Below are 15961 nucleotides of genomic sequence, written 5' to 3'. Positions count from 1 at the left end.
CTGTGGATAAGTTCAGGCAGACGCCTGCCAACCCGCCGGATCATGCAGATAGGCCTCGACCGCCGCCAGCGTTTCGGGGTCATAGGCGCCACGCGCCTTGGCCTCGGCCAGCACGTCCCACCATGTGCACAGATGCAGCAATTGCACGCCATGATCGGCCAGCGTCTGTTCGACGCCGTCGAAAATCCCGTAATAGAAAATCACCGCCGTTGCGCAACAGGTGGCCCCCGTTTCACGGATCGCATCGACAAAGGACAGTTTCGATCCGCCATCGGTGGTCAGATCCTCGACCAAGAGCACGCGCTGGCCTTCGGTCATCACGCCTTCGATACGGGCGTTGCGCCCATATCCCTTTGGTTTCTTGCGCACATAGGTCATCGGCAGCGCCAGCCGTTCGGCCACGAGTGCGGCAAACGGAATCCCCGCCGTCTCGCCACCCGCGATATTGTCAAAGGCTTCGAAACCCGCCTCGCGCATGATCGTGACGGACAAAAAATCCATCAACGTGGACCGGATGCGCGGGAATGAAATCAGCTTGCGGCAATCCACATAGGTCGGTGCTTTCTTGCCCGATGCATGGGTGAACGGCTCGCGCGCATTAAAGGCGATTGCGCCGATTTCCAGCAGCATAGAGGCGCTCAGCCGTGCAATTTCAGCCTTGTCAGGATAGCAGGAGGGGATCATGGCAGTCGCTTTCTCATCGTTCGAGTATAAATATCCCCCGCGCGGAGCGCCGGGCGTCAGCCCGTCACACGCCAGTGCAGATCGAACCCGGGGTTGAACAGGGTCACCGGCCCGTCGCCGGTTTCGATCCTGTCGGGATAGGGAACAGGGTCGCCCTTAGTCAGGGTGATCGTCGCCTCATTCGGCGGCAGGCCGTAAAACATCGGCCCGTTGAGCGAGGTGAAAGCTTCAAGCTTGCGCAACGCGCCCGCGACATCGAACACTTCGGCCAGGCAGGACATGGTATTGGTCGCGGTGAATATTCCCGCGCAACCGCAGCTTTGCAGCTTTGCATCATCGGTGTGGGGTGCTGAATCAGTCCCAAGGAAAAACCGTTTATCCCCCGACACCGCCGCCTGCACCAAGGCAATCCGGTGCGTTTCCCGCTTGGCAACCGGCAGGCAATAGAAATGCGGCTTGATCCCACCAGCCAGAATATGGTTGCGGTTGATGATCAGGTGATGCGTGGTGATCGTGGCAGCCAGATTTTTCGGGTTGTCGCGCACATAATCGACAGCATTCTGCGTGGTCACATGTTCCATCACGACCTTGAGATCCGGCACTTTCTTGCGCAGCGGCTTGAGGATCTTGTCGATGAAAACGGCCTCGCGGTCGAAAATGTCGATATCGTGGTTGGTGACCTCGCCATGCACACATAGCGGCATGCCGATCTCGGCCATGGCCTCTAGCACCGGGCGAACCTTTTCAAAGTCACGCACACCCGATGCCGAATTGGTCGTGGCCCCGGCAGGGTAGAGCTTGACCGCCGTGGCGATCCCAGCGGCATGGGCTGCACGCACATCTGCGGGGTCGGTCGCCTCTGTCAGATAAAGCGTCATCAGCGGCGTGAAATCCATACCCTCGGGCAGCGCCGCCATGATCCGGTCACGATAGGCAGCTGCCTGCGCGCCCGTCACCACGGGCGGCACCAGATTGGGCATCACGATGGCGCGGGCGAAATCGCGCGCGGTTTCAGGCAACACCGCGCGCAGCATCGCACCATCGCGCAGGTGCAGATGCCAGTCATCGGGGCGGCGGATCGTCAGGCTGGTCAGGTTTTTATCGGGCATGGCAGTGCAATTACACAATCGTGATTGCGCTGACCATCCCTTTCCTGCGTCCTAGAAAAACGCCTGCAACCCGGTCTGCGCCCGCCCAAGGATCAGCGCATGCACGTCATGGGTGCCTTCATAGGTGTTGACCGTCTCCAGATTGACCATATGGCGCATGATCTGGAAATCCTCGGAAATGCCGTTGCCGCCGTGCATATCGCGCGACGCCCGCGCGATATCCAGCGCCTTGCCGCAATTGTTGCGCTTCATCAGGCTGATCATTTCGGGGGCTGCGCGGCCCGTCTCCATCAAACGGCCCAGTTGCACGGCTGCCTGCGTGCCAAGTGCGATTTCGGTCTGCATATCGGCCAGTTTCTTTTGAAACAGCTGGGTCTGCGCCAAAGGCTTGCCGAATTGCTTGCGGTCCAACCCGTATTGGCGCGCGGCATGCCAACAGGCTTCCGCAGCCCCCATGACCCCCCATGCAATGCCGTAACGCGCACGGTTCAGACAGCCAAACGGCCCTTTCAGCCCCTGCACGCCGGGCAGCAAAGCATCCTCGCCGACCTCGACATTATCCATCACGATCTCGCCGGTGACCGATGCGCGCAAGCTCAGCTTGCCGCCGACCTTGGGCGCGCTCAGCCCCTTCATACCCTTGTCCAGCACAAACCCGCGGATCTTGCCGCCATGCGCCTCTGACTTGGCCCAGACCACGAACACATCGGCAATCGGCGCATTGCTGATCCACATCTTGGACCCGTTCAGTACATAGCCACCGGCAGTCTTTTTCGCGGTGGTCTTCATCCCCGCAGGATCACTGCCCGCATCCGGCTCGGTCAGCCCGAAACAGCCGATGAGCGTGCCCGCCGCCAGCCCGGGCAGGTATTTTTCGCGCTGCGCATCGGACCCGTAGGCATGGATCGGATACATCACCAAGGACGATTGCACCGACATCATAGACCGGTACCCGCTATCCACGCGTTCAATCTCGCGCGCGACTAGGCCGTAAGTGACATAGCCCGCGCCCAGCCCGCCGTATTCCTCTGGGATCGTCAGGCCCAGCAATCCGGCCTCGCCCATCAGAGTGAAAATCTCGGGCGCGACCAAGGCATCGCGGTAGGCTGCGGTGACACGTGGCTGCAATTTGTCTTGCGCAAACTGGCGCGCGGCATCACGCAACATGCGTTCATCTTCGGACAGCTGATCCTCCAGACGCAGCGGATCGGCCCAATCAAACGGGCCAAGGTCGGGGCCAAAGCCGGTGGCGGTGATGGCGGCATTGTGGGTCATGTTGCGGTCTCCTTGTTGCCGCAAACTTAGGGCGCGGCAGGCATGGGGGCAATGCATGCCTTGACGCAGGGCGCGGCGAATGCAGCTATAGGCGGGCAGGGGGGATCACATGGCATTTGACACGATTGACGCAGCGCAGGCCGCCTTGGGCGATCAGGGCTATATTTGCGGCAGACCACTGGCGACGGTGGTGTTTCTTGCCCTGCGCCTTGGCCGGCCCTTGTTTCTCGAAGGCGAGGCCGGCACCGGCAAGACCGAAATCGCCAAGGCTCTGGCCGCAGCCTTGGGGCGCCGGTTGATCCGGCTGCAATGCTACGAAGGGCTCGATGCCTCATCGGCTGTTTACGAATGGAATTTTGCCGAACAGATGATTGCGATCCGCACCGCCGAGGCAACAGGCGGCGCCGACCGCAGCACGCTGAAATCGGAACTCTTCACCGAGGATTACCTGATCGAACGCCCCCTGCTGCAAGCCATGCGCCCGCAGCCTGGTGGCGCGCCGATCCTGCTGATCGACGAACTTGACCGCACCGATGCCCCGTTCGAGGCTTTCCTGCTCGAAGCGCTGTCCGATTTTCAGGTCACGATTCCCGAACTTGGCACGATCAAGGCGGCGGAACCGCCCATCGTGATCCTGACCTCGAACCGCACGCGCGAAGTCCACGACGCGCTGAAACGCCGTTGCCTTTACCATTGGGTCGATTACCCTGATTTCGACCGCGAAATCGCGATCCTGCACGCCCGCGCGCCCGAAGCCAGCGCCGCCCTTTCAGCCGAGGTCGTGGCCTTCGTCCAGCGGCTGCGCGACGAGGATCTCTATAAAAAACCCGGCGTGGCCGAAACCATCGACTGGGCGAAATGCCTATTGGCACTCGATGTCGTGAACCTCTCGCCCGAGGTGATCAGCGACACTTTGGGTGCGCTTTTGAAATATCAGGACGACATCCAGAAACTGCAAAACGCACAGGCCAAACGCATCCTCGACGACGCCCGCGCCAGCCTGTCCCCATGATGTCCCATCGTTCGAGCATAAATATCCCACAGGGGTCTGGGCCAAAAGAAATTGGGGATGTGAAATCCCCAGCCTATGCCCCGCTTGCCTTGCCGGACGATCCAAAACTCGCGGGCAATATCACCCATTTCGCCCGCGCCTTGCGCAAGGCAGGGGTGAAACTCGGCCCCGGACGGGTGATCGACGCGATCAACGCGGTGCAGGCGGTGGGGTTCAGCGAGCGCGCGGATTTCTTTTGGACCCTGCACGCCTGTTTCGTGTCCAAACCTGAGGACAGCGCCATTTTTGCGCAATTGTTCCGGCTCTACTGGCGCGATCCGCAATATATGGAACAGATGATGTCGCTGCTGACCCCGATGGTCCACGGCGTGCAACAGGACCGCGTGGCAGAGGCGGCAGAAAAACGCGCAGCCCAAGCCTTACTTGACGGGCGTGAGCCGCCCGCACCAGAGGCACAGGCGCGCGAAGACGAGATCGAGATCGACATCGACGCCAGCCAGACCGCCAGTGCCGAAGAACGGCTGCGCCAACTGGATTTCGAACAGATGAGCACGGCGGAAATGGCCGCCGCCACGCGGATGTTGGCTGGGTTGCGCCTGCCGGTGCCACCGATCCTGACACGGCGCAGGCAGGCGTTGCCGGGGCCTTTGGCCGATTGGCAACGGACCATGCGCCGCGCCGCGCGGCAGGGCGGCGAGATCGGGAAATTGGCCACCGCGCGCAAGCGCATGCGTTACCCCAACCTGGTGGTGCTGTGCGATATTTCCGGCTCGATGTCGTCCTATTCGCGCGCTGTGCTGCATTTCGTCCATGCCGTCGCCAACCGCGAAGGCCAGGGCTGGGCGCAGGTCCATGCCTTTACCTTTGGCACGCGGCTGACGAACATCACCCGCCACATGCGCCGGCGCGATGTGGACGCGGCACTGGCGGCGGCGGGCGCACAGGCGCAGGATTGGGAAGGTGGGACGCGGATCGGGGCCTGCCTGCATGATTTCAACCGCGACTGGGCGCGGCGGGTCGCGGGGCAGGGGGCGGTCGTGCTGCTGATCACCGACGGGCTGGACCGCGACGCCACCCATGATCTGGGGCGCGAGATGGAACGGATGCAACTGACCTTTTCGCAATTGATCTGGCTGAACCCGCTTTTGCGCTGGGACGGATTTGCGCCTCTGGCGCGCGGGATCGCGCAGATGCTGCCCTATTGCACCAGTTTTCGGGCGGTGCATAACGTGGCATCCTTGGCCGGTCTGGCCGCCGCATTGACGCGCCCTGATGACGGGGGCGAAAAGCGGCGGATGCTGGCGGCATTGCACGGGTCATGACCCATGCGACGGGCGGCCTATCGAAAGGGAAGACAATGACAAACGACCCCGCCGCGCTTGCGCTGCACTGGGCGCAGACCGGCCGCAAAGTGGCCTTAGCGACCGTGATCGCCACATGGGGATCGGCGCCGCGCGGTGTCGGCAGCCAGTTGGTCATCGATGCAGATGGCGCGATGGAAGGATCGGTCTCGGGCGGCTGCGTCGAAGGCGCTGTCGTTCTGGCCGCGATGGATGCCATTACGGCAGGGCAGCACGCGATCCTTGAATTCGGCGTCAGCGATGACGCGGCTTTTGCCGTGGGTCTCGCCTGCGGCGGGCAGATCAAGGTGCTGGTCCAACAGGTCGGTGATGGCCTGACCATCAAGACCTTGCAGGCCTTGGCCGAGGCCCGCGCCACCGCCCGCCCCATCGGGCTGGCCACCGATCTGGCGACAGGCATCAGCCGCGTCATCACCGCTGCCGATGCGCCCGAGCGGTTCCGCCTTGACCGTGCGGGGCTGGACGACGACGGCACGTTCATCACCATCCAGAACCCGCCCTTGCGCATGATTATCGTGGGTGCGGTGCATATCGCACAACCCTTGGTCGGGATGGCACGCGCCTGTGGCTATGCGCCGGTGCTGATCGACCCGCGCGGGGCGTTCGGCTCTGACGCGCGGTTTCCGGGCGAGACGATCCTCGAGGATTGGCCGGACGAGGCGCTTGCCGCGCTGAAACCCGATGCGCGCACCGCCATCGTGACGCTGACCCATGATCCCAAGCTTGACGACCCCGCAATCATGGCCGCCTTGCGCAGCGATGTGTTCTATCTGGGGTGTTTGGGGTCCACCCGCACCCATGCCAAGCGCGTGGCGCGGTTGCAGGCGGCGGGGTTCACTGACGCGGATATCGCGCGCATCCATGCCCCTGTGGGGCTGGATATCGGCGGTCGCCAGCCGGCAGAAATCGCGCTCAGCATCATGGCGCAGATCACGCAAACCCTGCGGCACGCCAGATGAAATTTGGCCCCGTTCCCGTAGCGGATGCGCTGGGCGCGATTCTGGCCCATGCGGTGCCAGCCGGTGCTACGCTGTTGCGCAAAGGCAAGCTGCTGGAGCCCGCTGATATTGCGGCCTTGCAGGGCGCGGGCGTGCGGCAGGTCACGGTTGCCATGCTTGATCCCGGTGATCTGGATGAAAACGCCGCAGCTGCGAAACTGGCGCGCGCGCTGGTGGGCGCGCATGTCACTGTCAGCGCGGCAGCGACGGGGCGCGTGAACCTTTTTGCGCAGGTTGCGGGCATTCTGTCTTTGGATGCTGCGGCTATTGGCCGCTTTAACGCGGTCAACCCGATGATCACGCTGGCGACCTTGCCGCTGCATAGCCGCGTTGCCGCGGGCAATATGATCGCGACGATCAAGATCATTTCCTATGCCGTGCCAGAGGCGGACGTGGACCGCGCGGCAGATATGGCAGCGGCGCTGGCCGTGCTGCCGCCCGTCTATCACCGTGCCACGCTGATCGAAACACGATTGGGCGAACCACAGCCCATCAAAGGGCGCACAGCTTTGGCCAAACGTTTGGCACGGTTTGATATCGCGCTGGATGAGCGTTGCATTGTCAGCCATGAAATCAACGATTTGGCCGCTGCTCTTGATGCAGCATCGGGCGAGGTGATCTTTATCCTGACCGCTTCGGCCACATCCGATATCGACGATGTCGGCCCTGCGGCGCTGCGCGCGGCAGGTGGGAAGGTCAGCCAATTTGGCATGCCTGTGGATCCGGGCAACCTGCTGTTTTTGGGTGATCTGCGGGGCAAACCGGTCATCGGACTGCCGGGTTGCGCGCGCTCGCCTGCGCTGAACGGGGCCGATTGGGTGCTGGAACGGGTGGTCTGCGGACGTATGCCAACGCCTGCCGATATCGCCGCGATGGGGGTGGGGGGGTTGCTCAAGGAAATTCCAGACCGGCCCCAACCACGCCGTCAGATCGGCTGATGCTGCACAGCAGCGAAAGATCGTTGTTCTCATGTGGTTTCAGCCGTGCTTAACTCGTCAGGTAGCAACGATGTATCGGGAGGAACGAATGGCATCTGTAGCAATGGTGGTGAACGGCAAGTCCATCACACGGGAGGTGGAAGGCCACACGCTTTTGGTGGATTTCCTGCGCGATGATCTGCGACTGACCGGCACCCATGTCGGCTGTGACACGTCGCAATGCGGGGCCTGCGTGGTCCATGTAAACGGCCAGTCGGTCAAGGCCTGCGCGATGTTCGCCATCGAGGCGGACGGCGCTGATGTCGCAACAATCGAAGGCCAGGCCAACAAGGACGGATCGCTGAATGTGATCCAGCAGGCGTTTCAGGACCATCACGGCCTGCAATGCGGGTTCTGCACGCCCGGCATGGTGATGACCGCGGCGGCGCTGCTGAAGGAAAACCCAAAGCCCACCGAGGCCGAAGTGCGCAGTTACCTGGAGGGGAATATCTGCCGCTGCACGGGATACCACAATATCGTCAAGGCGATTATGGCCGCATCCGGCCAGGATGTGACAGCCATCGCCGCAGAATAAGAATTCAGGGAGCAACGGGGACGCGCGCTATTGTGCTGCCGTCCCAACCGGGAGGAATTTCAATGCCTAAGGACACAGGAATTGGCGCCAGCGACAAGCGCCGCGAAGACATCCGCTTTTTGACGGGTGCGGGACATTACACCGACGACATTAAACATTACGGCGCGACCACGGCGATTTTTTGTCGCTCTACCGTGGCAAATGGGATCATCAAATCCATCGACACATCGGCCGCCGAAGACATGCCCGGCGTGCTGGCGATCTTTACCGGCGCCGATTTTGCCGATGTCGGCGGCAACCCCGCAGGCTGGCTGATCAACAGCCGTGACGGCACGCCAATGAAGGAACCCAAGCGCCCCGTGCTGGCGCATGGCAAGGTCCGCCATGTCGGTGATGCCTATGCCGCCGTGATTGCCGAAACTGAATTGCAGGCCCGCAATGCCGCCGAGGCCATCGTGGCCGAGATCGAAGAATTGCCCGCTATCGTCGATATGGCCGCCGCTTTGGCTGGCGATGCGTTCGTGCATGATGAAATCGGCACCAACCAGTGTTTCGACTGGGGCTGGATCGAGGATAACCGCGCCGCCACTGACGCTGCGATCAAGGCGGCCCCGCATGTGACAACGCTGGAACTGGTCAACAACCGTCTGGTGCCAAATGCGATGGAACCGCGCTGTTCCATCGGCAGTTATGACGCGGGCAATGACAGCTACATTCTGCAGACCACATCACAGAACCCGCATCTGACGCGCCTGCTGATTTCGGCCTTTGTCATGGGCATCCCCGAAAACAAGCTGACAGTGATTGCGCCTGACGTGGGCGGCGGCTTTGGATCAAAAATCTATCACTACGGCGAAGAAGCTTTGGTGCTGGCCGCTGCGCGCAAGATCGGACGTCCTGTGAAATGGACCGCTGATCGGACAGAGGCGTTTTTGACCGATGCACATGGCCGCGATCATGTGACCAAGATCGAACTGGCCTGTGAAAAGGACGGCACTTTCATCGCCTTCCGCACCGAAACCATGGCGAATGTCGGGGCGTATCTGTCGAATTTCTCGACCGCGACGCCGACCTTTCTGCATGGCACGCTGATGGCGGGCAATTACACGGTGCCGAATGTCTATGTGAACGTCAAAGCCGTGTTCACCAATACCGCACCAGTGGACGCTTATCGCGGCGCGGGCCGGCCAGAGGCGACCTATTCCATCGAGCGCGTCATCGACAAGGCGGCGCGCGAATTGGGGATCGACCCGATTGCGATCCGGCGCAAGAACTTCGTCAAGCCCGATCAGTATCCGTTCACCAGCGCCGCTGGTCTGGAATACGATTCCGGCAATTACGACGCGCTGATGGATACGCTGGAAAAGCATATCGACCGTGACGGTTTCGCCGCACGCCGCAAGGCAAGCGAAGCCCGCGGCATGCTGCGCGGTTTGGGCCTGAACGCCTATATCGAGGCTTGCGGCATCGCGCCGTCAAACCTTGTCGGTGTGCTGGGAAGCCGTGTCGGCCTTTATGATGCGGCCACCGTGCGGGTGAATGCCACTGGTAACCTGTCGGTCATGGTCGGGGCGCATAGCCACGGGCAGGGGCATGAAACCGTGTTCCCCCAGATCGTTGGTGAAATGCTGGGTATTGATCCGGCCAGCATTGATATCGTGCATGGCGATACGTCGAAAATCCCCTTCGGGATGGGCACCTATGGGTCGCGGTCCTTGGCGGTGTGCGGGTCCGCTATGGTCCGAGCGACCGAAAAGATCATCGCCAAGGCCAAAAAGATTGCTGCCCATATGCTGGAAGCATCCGCCGATGACGTAGATTTCAAGGATGGCCAGTTCACCGTCAAAGGCACCGACAAATCCGTCAGCTTTGGCGAGGTCGCGCTCAAGGCCTATATCCCCCATAACTTCCCCATCGAGGATATCGAACCGGGGTTGGAGGAAACGGCGTTCTATGATCCTGCCAATTTCACCTATCCATCCGGTGCTTATGCCTGCGAGGTCGAGGTCGACCCCGATACCGGCAAGGTCCGCGTGGACCGCTTCGTCGCGGTGGATGATTTCGGCAATATCATGAACCCGATGATCGTGACCGGGCAGGTGCATGGCGGGCTTGGGCAAGGCATTGGTCAGGCGCTGCTGGAAGGGGCGCGTTACGATGATGACGGTCAGCTTTTGTCGGCCAGCTACATGGATTACACCATGCCGCGCGCGGATGATCTGCCGTTCTATACGGTGGACCACGCCAATGGTACGCCCTGCACGCATAACCCCTTGGGCGTGAAAGGCTGTGGCGAGGCGGGGGCAATCGGATCGCCGCCGACAATCGTCAATGCCGTGGTCGATGCGCTGCAATCGGCGGGCAAGAACGTCACCCATATCGACATGCCCCTGACGCCGCTGCGCGTCTGGGATGCCATGCAAAACGCGTAAGGAGACTTTGGCATGTATGCTTTTGAAATCGAACGGCCTGGTACTATCGCGGATGCGGTCAAGGCGTTGCAATCGGATGGTGCGCAGGCGCTGGGCGGCGGACAGACCCTGATCCCGACGCTCAAGGCGCGCCTTGCGGCCCCTGACGTGCTGGTCAGCCTGTCCGCCATCGGCGAGATGCAGGGCGTCTGTTTGTCGGATGACGGCGCGCTTTGCATCGGGGCGGCGACGACCCATGCGACCGTCGCGCGCGACGCGGCGGCGCATTTCGCGGGGTTGGCGCATCTGGCCAGCCATATTGGCGATCCGGCTGTGCGCAACCGTGGCACTATCGGCGGATCACTGGCCAACAACGACCCTGCCGCCTGCTATCCGGCGGCGGTGCTTGGCACTGGGGCCGTGATCATCACGAACACCCGCCAGATCGCGGCGGATGATTATTTTCAGGGGATGTTCACCACCGCACTCGACGAAGGCGAGGTCATCACCGAGGTCCGTTTCCCGATTCCGCAGAAATCGCATTACATGAAGTTCGTCCAGCCCGCGTCACGTTTCGCGCTGGTGGGCGTGTTCGTGGCGAAATACGCAGATGGGGTGCGGGTCGCGGTGACCGGTGCGTCGGAGGAGGGTGTGTTCCGCTGGCATGAGGCCGAGGCCGCCTTGTCCGCCGATTTCTCGCCCAAGGCGCTGGACGCTTTGTCTGTCGATGCTGACGGCATGATCGGCGATCTGCACGGGACACCCGCCTATCGCGCGCATCTGGTCAAGGTGATGACCGGCCGCGCGGTGACCGCCGCGACCTGACCGGTTCGGCACCATCTTGCTTTCAACATGAAAAAGGGCGGCTCACTGAGCCGCCCGTTTGTCGTTGGAATGAGGGGCAAGTATGCTGCCCATCGTTGAAATATTACTTTGATAGCGGGCCGATCAGCATGACCATCTGGCGGCCTTCCCGCGTGTTTGCTTGCAAACATGCTCCAAGCGGCAGGTGTTTGCCTGCAAACACCGTGAGCTGGTTGGCCTGCAGACCTACTTTGATAGCGGGCCGATCAGCATGACCATCTGGCGGCCTTCCATCTTTGGAAAGTTTTCGACCTTGCCGGTTTCCTTGGTGTCCTCGGCCACGCGTTCCAGCAATTGGCGTCCCAATTCCTGATGCGCCATTTCGCGGCCACGAAAACGCAGGGTGATCTTTACCTTGTCGCCGTTTTCCAGAAACTTGAACACGCTGCGCATCTTCACTTCGTAATCATGGGAATCAGTGTTCGGGCGGAACTTGATTTCCTTGATCTCGATGATCTTTTGCTTCTTGCGCGCTTCGGCTTCTTTTTTCTGTGTCTCGTATTTGAACTTGCCGAAGTCCATGATCTTGCAGACCGGAGGAACAGCGTTTGGCGAAATCTCTACCAGGTCAAGCCCGGCCTCTTCGGCCATCTGCATCGCCCGTTCTGGTGATACAACGCCGACATTTTCGCCGTCTGCACCGATAAGCCGGATTTCGGATCCCCTGATCCGTTCGTTGATCCGTGGGCCGGTTTCGCGCTGTGGTGGCGCGTTGTGGGGTCTGCGTCCTATGGTCTTGATCCTTTGTTTGTGGCATAATGCTGCAGGGCAAACTAAACCTGCTTGGCGCGCGCTTCAACCCGCTATCATGCAGTTTCGCAGGTATTTTCAGCAGGACTGCGCGATTTCGCTTTCGCGCCGTTTACGACGCGATTTCACAATCTGTGGTTGAAAATAGCCTGCGGTTCTTAAATATGCGCTCTCCTGCAAGCTTATTTCCCAGCACGAGGTTCAGCGTCGCTGCAGGATTTGGCGTCAAACAATATGCACCAACAGCCCCTGGCCGCGATTAGCATCGTGCCAGGGGCAAAAAAATTAGTCCAGAAACGCCTTTTCCACGACATATTGCTGCGGATTGGAATTGGCCCCTTCGTTCAACCCATAGCTTTCCAGCATATCCTTGAGCTCCAGATTGAACGCCAGATTGCCGCAAATCATCGCGCGGTCGGTTTCGGGTGACAGGACTGGCACGCCAAGGTCGCTGAACGCCTCGCCCGAGCGCATCAGATCGGTGATCCGGCCCATCTTGGGGCTGTCTTCGCGGGTGGTGGTCGGGTAATATTTGATCTTTTTCCAGAACCCGTCGCCGATCACTTCGTTGAGCAATTCATCCCTTTTCAGCCCTTCGATCAGGTCGCGGCCATAGGTCAATTCGCCCAGTTCGCGGCAGGTATGGGTGATGATGATCTCGTCGTAATCTTCATAGGTTTGCGGTTCGCGCAACAGGCTGGCAAAGGGCGCAAAGCCGGTGCCGGTGGCAAAAAACCACAACCGTTTGCCGGGCAGCAAGGCGTCATGCACCAATGTACCAACAGGCTTGGGCCGCAGGATCAGCCCATCGCCGGGCTGGATATGTTGCAGTTTGGACGTCAGCGGCCCGTCCTGCACCTTGATTGAATAGAATTCCAACTCCTCGTCCCAGCTGGGCGAAGCGATGGAATAGGCGCGCATGATCGGCTTGCGCTTGCCGGTCTCTGGGTCTTCGTCGCCCATCAGCCCGATCATGACGAATTCGCCTGACCGGAACCGCAGGCTGGCCGGGCGCGTCACGCGGAACGAAAACAGCCGGTCGGTGTAATGTTTCACCTCTGTCACGGTCTGCATATCGGGCAATTGCGGGACGATTTTGGCGCTGGCGTGATTCACGGGGCTTTGCTCTGTCATATGTTCATCGTGACCCATATCGGGCCACCCTCTGTCTAGTCGTTGATCTGTGTCAGGGAAAGGGTCAGCTGCGCAAACGGGCCTGATAATGGTTTTGCTGCCAGTCGGCACGGGCCAGCCATTGGCTTTGTGGCTGGCGGGCGGCCATGGTGTCGTCGATCTCGACCTCGTCGAAACCCGCCCTGCGGGCCATGGCATATTGATCGGCGATCACATGGCCGCGCGCGCGCAAGCGGCCCTGATAGCCCGCGCGCCGCAACATCGCGGCCAAAGTGAAACCGCGCCCATCGGCAAAGCTGGGAAAATCAATGCGGATCATCGGCACATTGGTCAGCCGTGCCAGTGTGGCGGGGTCGGTGTCGGACGCGATGTCCACGGCATAGGCGCAATCATTGGCAATTGTCTGTGCGGCATCGCGGAACGGTCCGGTCCAGTCGTCGGCGGCAAAGCCGGTGTCGGTGACAATAATGCTCATGCTGCCTTGCCTTCCCGGACCATGCGTCCGTTTTCAAAATGAATACCGCATTCGGTTTTTTCGCTGCCGCGCCAACGGCCTGCGCGGGGGTCCTCACCTGCGCCGACGCGGGTTGTGCAGGGCATGCAGCCGATGGACGGGTACCCTTGCGCCACCAGCGGGTGACGCGGCAGGCTGTGGTCGGTCATATAGGCGCGCAGATCGTCCGAGGACCAATGCGCCAGCGGATTGATCTTGATGCGCGCACCGTCGGGTTCAAACAATGGCAGGCTGGCGCGCTGACCGTTCTGGAACTGCTTGCGCCCCGTGATCCAGCCGCCAAAGCCTTGCAGCGCCTGTTCCAATGGGCGGGCTTTGCGCAGGTCGCAGCAGGCATCGGGATCGGCCTGATGCAGCAGCCCGTCGACATCTTCGCGCAGAATGGCGTTGCGGTCGGGCGTGATAATGCGCACATCGCTTAGCCCAAGCGCCTTGGCCACGTCGCGCTGATAGGCCAGCGATTCGGGAAACAGCATTTCGGTATCCAGAAAAATCACCGGCACGGCCGTGTCGATCTGTGCAGCCAGATGCAGCAGCACCACGCTTTCGGCACCGAATGACGACACCAGCGCCACAGGCCCGATTTGGGTGTCGTTCAGCGCAGCGCGCAGGACGGCCAGCGCATCCGAATCGCGGTGCAGCGCGTTGCGGTGGTCGGCCAGATCATCAAGCGGCATCGGCTTTATCCTCGCTTGGGTAGAGCAGCGTCTTGAACGGGGCGAGCCCCAGACGGCGGTAGGTTTGCAAAAACGTCTCGGACGGGTCGGCGCGCAGGGTCAGATAGCCTGTCACCAGCCGTTCGATGGCGGGCACGATGTCGTCGGCGCTGAAACCGGGGCCAGCGCGTTCACCGATGGTCGTGGTCTCAGACCCGTCACCGCCCAAGGTGATCTGGTAGTTTTCCACGCCCGCACGATCGAGGCCCAAAATCCCGATATGGCCGACATGGTGATGCCCGCAGGCATTGATGCAGCCCGAGATTTTGATCTTCAGCGGGCCGACATCATGTTCGATTTTCAATGCGTCGAACCGCGTGGCGATCTGTTGGGCGATAGGGATCGACCGTGCCGTGGCCAGCGCGCAGTAATCCATGCCGGGGCAGGCGATGATGTCGGACGCCAGCCCGATATTCGCCGTTGCCAGATCGGCCTTGCGCAAGGCGGCGTAAACGGCAGGCAGGTCGGACTGGTGGACATGCGGCAGGATCACGTTCTGCTCATGGCTGATGCGCAATTCGCCGTGGCCATAGCGGTCTGCCAGTTCGGCCATCACGCGCATCTGGTCGGATGTCGCGTCACCGGGTGTGGCACCATGTTTTTTTATGCTGATCGACACGATGGCATAGCCCGCAGCCTTGTGCGCGGCAAGGTTCGTATCGGTCCATGACCGGAAGGCGGGGTTGGCCAGACGTGCCGCCTCATACCCGTCGGTGGCTTTGGTGACGAAAGCAGGCGGGGCAAAGGATTTTTCGATCTCTGCCAGCAGCGTCTGGTCATAGCCGCCAAAGCCGGCGCGGATCGCGTTGAACCGGTCTTCGACAAGATCGCGGATCGTCTCGATCCCGTTTTCATGCAGGGTAATCTTGATGCGCGCCTTATATTTGTTATCGCGGCGACCCAGCAGGTTGTAGACGCTGACAATCGCCTCGACGTAAGGCAGCAGGTCCGCCTTGGACACGAAATCGCGCAGCACCTTGCCCACCATCGGTGTGCGGCCCAGACCACCGCCGACGATGACCTGATATCCAACCTCGCCTGCATCATTGCGCACGACGACCAGCCCGATGTCATGGGCGCGGGTCACGGCGCGGTCGGCGGCGGCACCTGTCACCGCGATCTTGAACTTGCGCGGCAGGAACTGGAATTCGGGGTGGTCGGTGGACCATTGGCGCAGCAATTCGGCAATCGCGCGCGGGTCTTCGATTTCATCTGCGGCGGCACCGGCGAAATGGTCGGCGGTCACGTTTCGGATCGTGTTGCCGCTGGTCTGGATCGCATGCATGCCGACATCGGCCAAAGCCTCCAGCATATCAGGCACATCGCCCAGTTTGGGCCAGTTGTACTGGATATTCTGGCGCGTGGTGAAATGGCCATAGCCCTTGTCCCACCGATCCGCGATCATCGCCAGCTGGCGCATCTGCGCAGGGTTCAGCGTGCCATAAGGCACTGCCACGCGCAGCATATAGGCGTGCAGTTGCAGATAAAGCCCGTTCATCAGCCGCAGGGGCTTGAATTCATCCTCGGTCAGGGACCCATCAATGCGGCGTTCCACCTGCCCACGGAATTGCGCGACGCGGGTGCGCACGAAGGTTTCGTCAAAATCGTTGTATACATACAT

Annotated in this window: 15 protein-coding genes; 7 read left to right on the top strand and 8 right to left on the bottom strand. The window is 61.1% G+C overall.

Annotation, left to right across the window (positions count from 1 at the left end; genetic code table 11):
- Positions 1-12 precede the first annotated feature (12 nt).
- The 3 genes from ACPF9B_RS07630 to ACPF9B_RS07620 are packed head-to-tail and all read right to left on the bottom strand — an operon-like array spanning position 13 to position 3068.
- The gene (locus ACPF9B_RS07630; RefSeq protein ID WP_007204480.1) at positions 13-684 is read right to left on the bottom strand and encodes an orotate phosphoribosyltransferase; all 672 of its coding nucleotides are present in this window, start codon (positions 682-684) and stop codon (positions 13-15) included.
- A gap of 56 nt (positions 685-740) precedes the next feature.
- Positions 741-1793, bottom strand: coding sequence for a dihydroorotase (pyrC, locus tag ACPF9B_RS07625; protein WP_424176481.1), 1053 nt, complete (start codon positions 1791-1793; stop codon positions 741-743).
- Between the two features lie 51 nt (positions 1794-1844).
- Positions 1845-3068, bottom strand: a complete 1224-nt coding sequence (locus ACPF9B_RS07620) for an acyl-CoA dehydrogenase (protein ID WP_424176479.1) — start codon at positions 3066-3068, stop codon at positions 1845-1847.
- Between the two features lie 109 nt (positions 3069-3177).
- Between ACPF9B_RS07620 and ACPF9B_RS07615 the strand changes: the two genes are divergently transcribed.
- The 7 genes from ACPF9B_RS07615 to ACPF9B_RS07585 all read left to right on the top strand — a co-directional run bounded on the left by ACPF9B_RS07615 (position 3178) and on the right by ACPF9B_RS07585 (position 11187).
- Complete coding sequence (locus ACPF9B_RS07615) at positions 3178-4080, top strand: AAA family ATPase (protein ID WP_007204483.1); 903 nt, start codon at positions 3178-3180, stop codon at positions 4078-4080.
- A 59-nt stretch (positions 4081-4139) separates the two neighbouring features.
- Entirely contained in the window at positions 4140-5402 is a 1263-nt protein-coding gene (locus ACPF9B_RS07610) for a vWA domain-containing protein (RefSeq protein ID WP_424176476.1), read from the top strand.
- A 35-nt stretch (positions 5403-5437) separates the two neighbouring features.
- The gene (locus ACPF9B_RS07605; RefSeq protein ID WP_424176474.1) at positions 5438-6400 is read left to right on the top strand and encodes an XdhC family protein; all 963 of its coding nucleotides are present in this window, start codon (positions 5438-5440) and stop codon (positions 6398-6400) included.
- Positions 6397-7377: a molybdopterin-binding protein gene (locus tag ACPF9B_RS07600; protein WP_424176472.1), complete on the top strand. Its 981-nt coding sequence runs from the start codon at positions 6397-6399 to the stop codon at positions 7375-7377. The genes ACPF9B_RS07605 and ACPF9B_RS07600 overlap by 4 nt, the downstream gene beginning before the upstream one ends.
- 88 nt (positions 7378-7465) lie before the next feature.
- Positions 7466-7951 (top strand): (2Fe-2S)-binding protein, encoded by a 486-nt coding sequence (locus ACPF9B_RS07595; RefSeq protein WP_007204487.1) that lies wholly within the window; start codon positions 7466-7468, stop codon positions 7949-7951.
- A gap of 62 nt (positions 7952-8013) precedes the next feature.
- Complete coding sequence (locus tag ACPF9B_RS07590) at positions 8014-10383, top strand: xanthine dehydrogenase family protein molybdopterin-binding subunit (RefSeq protein WP_424176470.1); 2370 nt, start codon at positions 8014-8016, stop codon at positions 10381-10383.
- Positions 10384-10395: 12 nt separating this feature from the next.
- Positions 10396-11187 carry an FAD binding domain-containing protein gene (locus ACPF9B_RS07585; protein ID WP_007204489.1) on the top strand — a complete coding sequence of 264 codons (792 nt, stop codon included), beginning with the start codon at positions 10396-10398 and terminating at the stop codon, positions 11185-11187.
- Between the two features lie 225 nt (positions 11188-11412).
- Here ACPF9B_RS07585 and infC read toward each other — a convergent pair whose 3' ends face one another.
- From infC to ACPF9B_RS07560, 5 genes are all read right to left on the bottom strand, one after another.
- Positions 11413-11958 (bottom strand): translation initiation factor IF-3, encoded by a 546-nt coding sequence (infC, locus tag ACPF9B_RS07580; RefSeq protein WP_081440109.1) that lies wholly within the window; start codon positions 11956-11958, stop codon positions 11413-11415.
- 303 nt (positions 11959-12261) lie between these two features.
- Complete coding sequence (locus ACPF9B_RS07575) at positions 12262-13110, bottom strand: ferredoxin--NADP reductase (protein WP_424180382.1); 849 nt, start codon at positions 13108-13110, stop codon at positions 12262-12264.
- Between the two features lie 64 nt (positions 13111-13174).
- Positions 13175-13585 (bottom strand): DUF934 domain-containing protein, encoded by a 411-nt coding sequence (locus tag ACPF9B_RS07570; RefSeq protein ID WP_424176468.1) that lies wholly within the window; start codon positions 13583-13585, stop codon positions 13175-13177.
- Positions 13582-14301 (bottom strand): phosphoadenylyl-sulfate reductase, encoded by a 720-nt coding sequence (locus ACPF9B_RS07565; RefSeq protein ID WP_424176466.1) that lies wholly within the window; start codon positions 14299-14301, stop codon positions 13582-13584. Before ACPF9B_RS07565 ends, ACPF9B_RS07570 begins: the two co-directional genes overlap by 4 nt.
- A complete protein-coding gene (locus ACPF9B_RS07560) occupies positions 14291-15961 on the bottom strand; it encodes a nitrite/sulfite reductase (RefSeq protein ID WP_424176464.1) in 1671 nt (556 codons plus the stop codon). The genes ACPF9B_RS07565 and ACPF9B_RS07560 overlap by 11 nt, the downstream gene beginning before the upstream one ends.

It is taken from the genome of Yoonia sp. TsM2_T14_4 (assembly GCF_049602355.1).
GTDB classification, from domain to species: Bacteria; Pseudomonadota; Alphaproteobacteria; order Rhodobacterales; family Rhodobacteraceae; genus Yoonia; species Yoonia vestfoldensis_A.
This window is presented reverse-complemented; position numbering and strand designations above follow the sequence as displayed.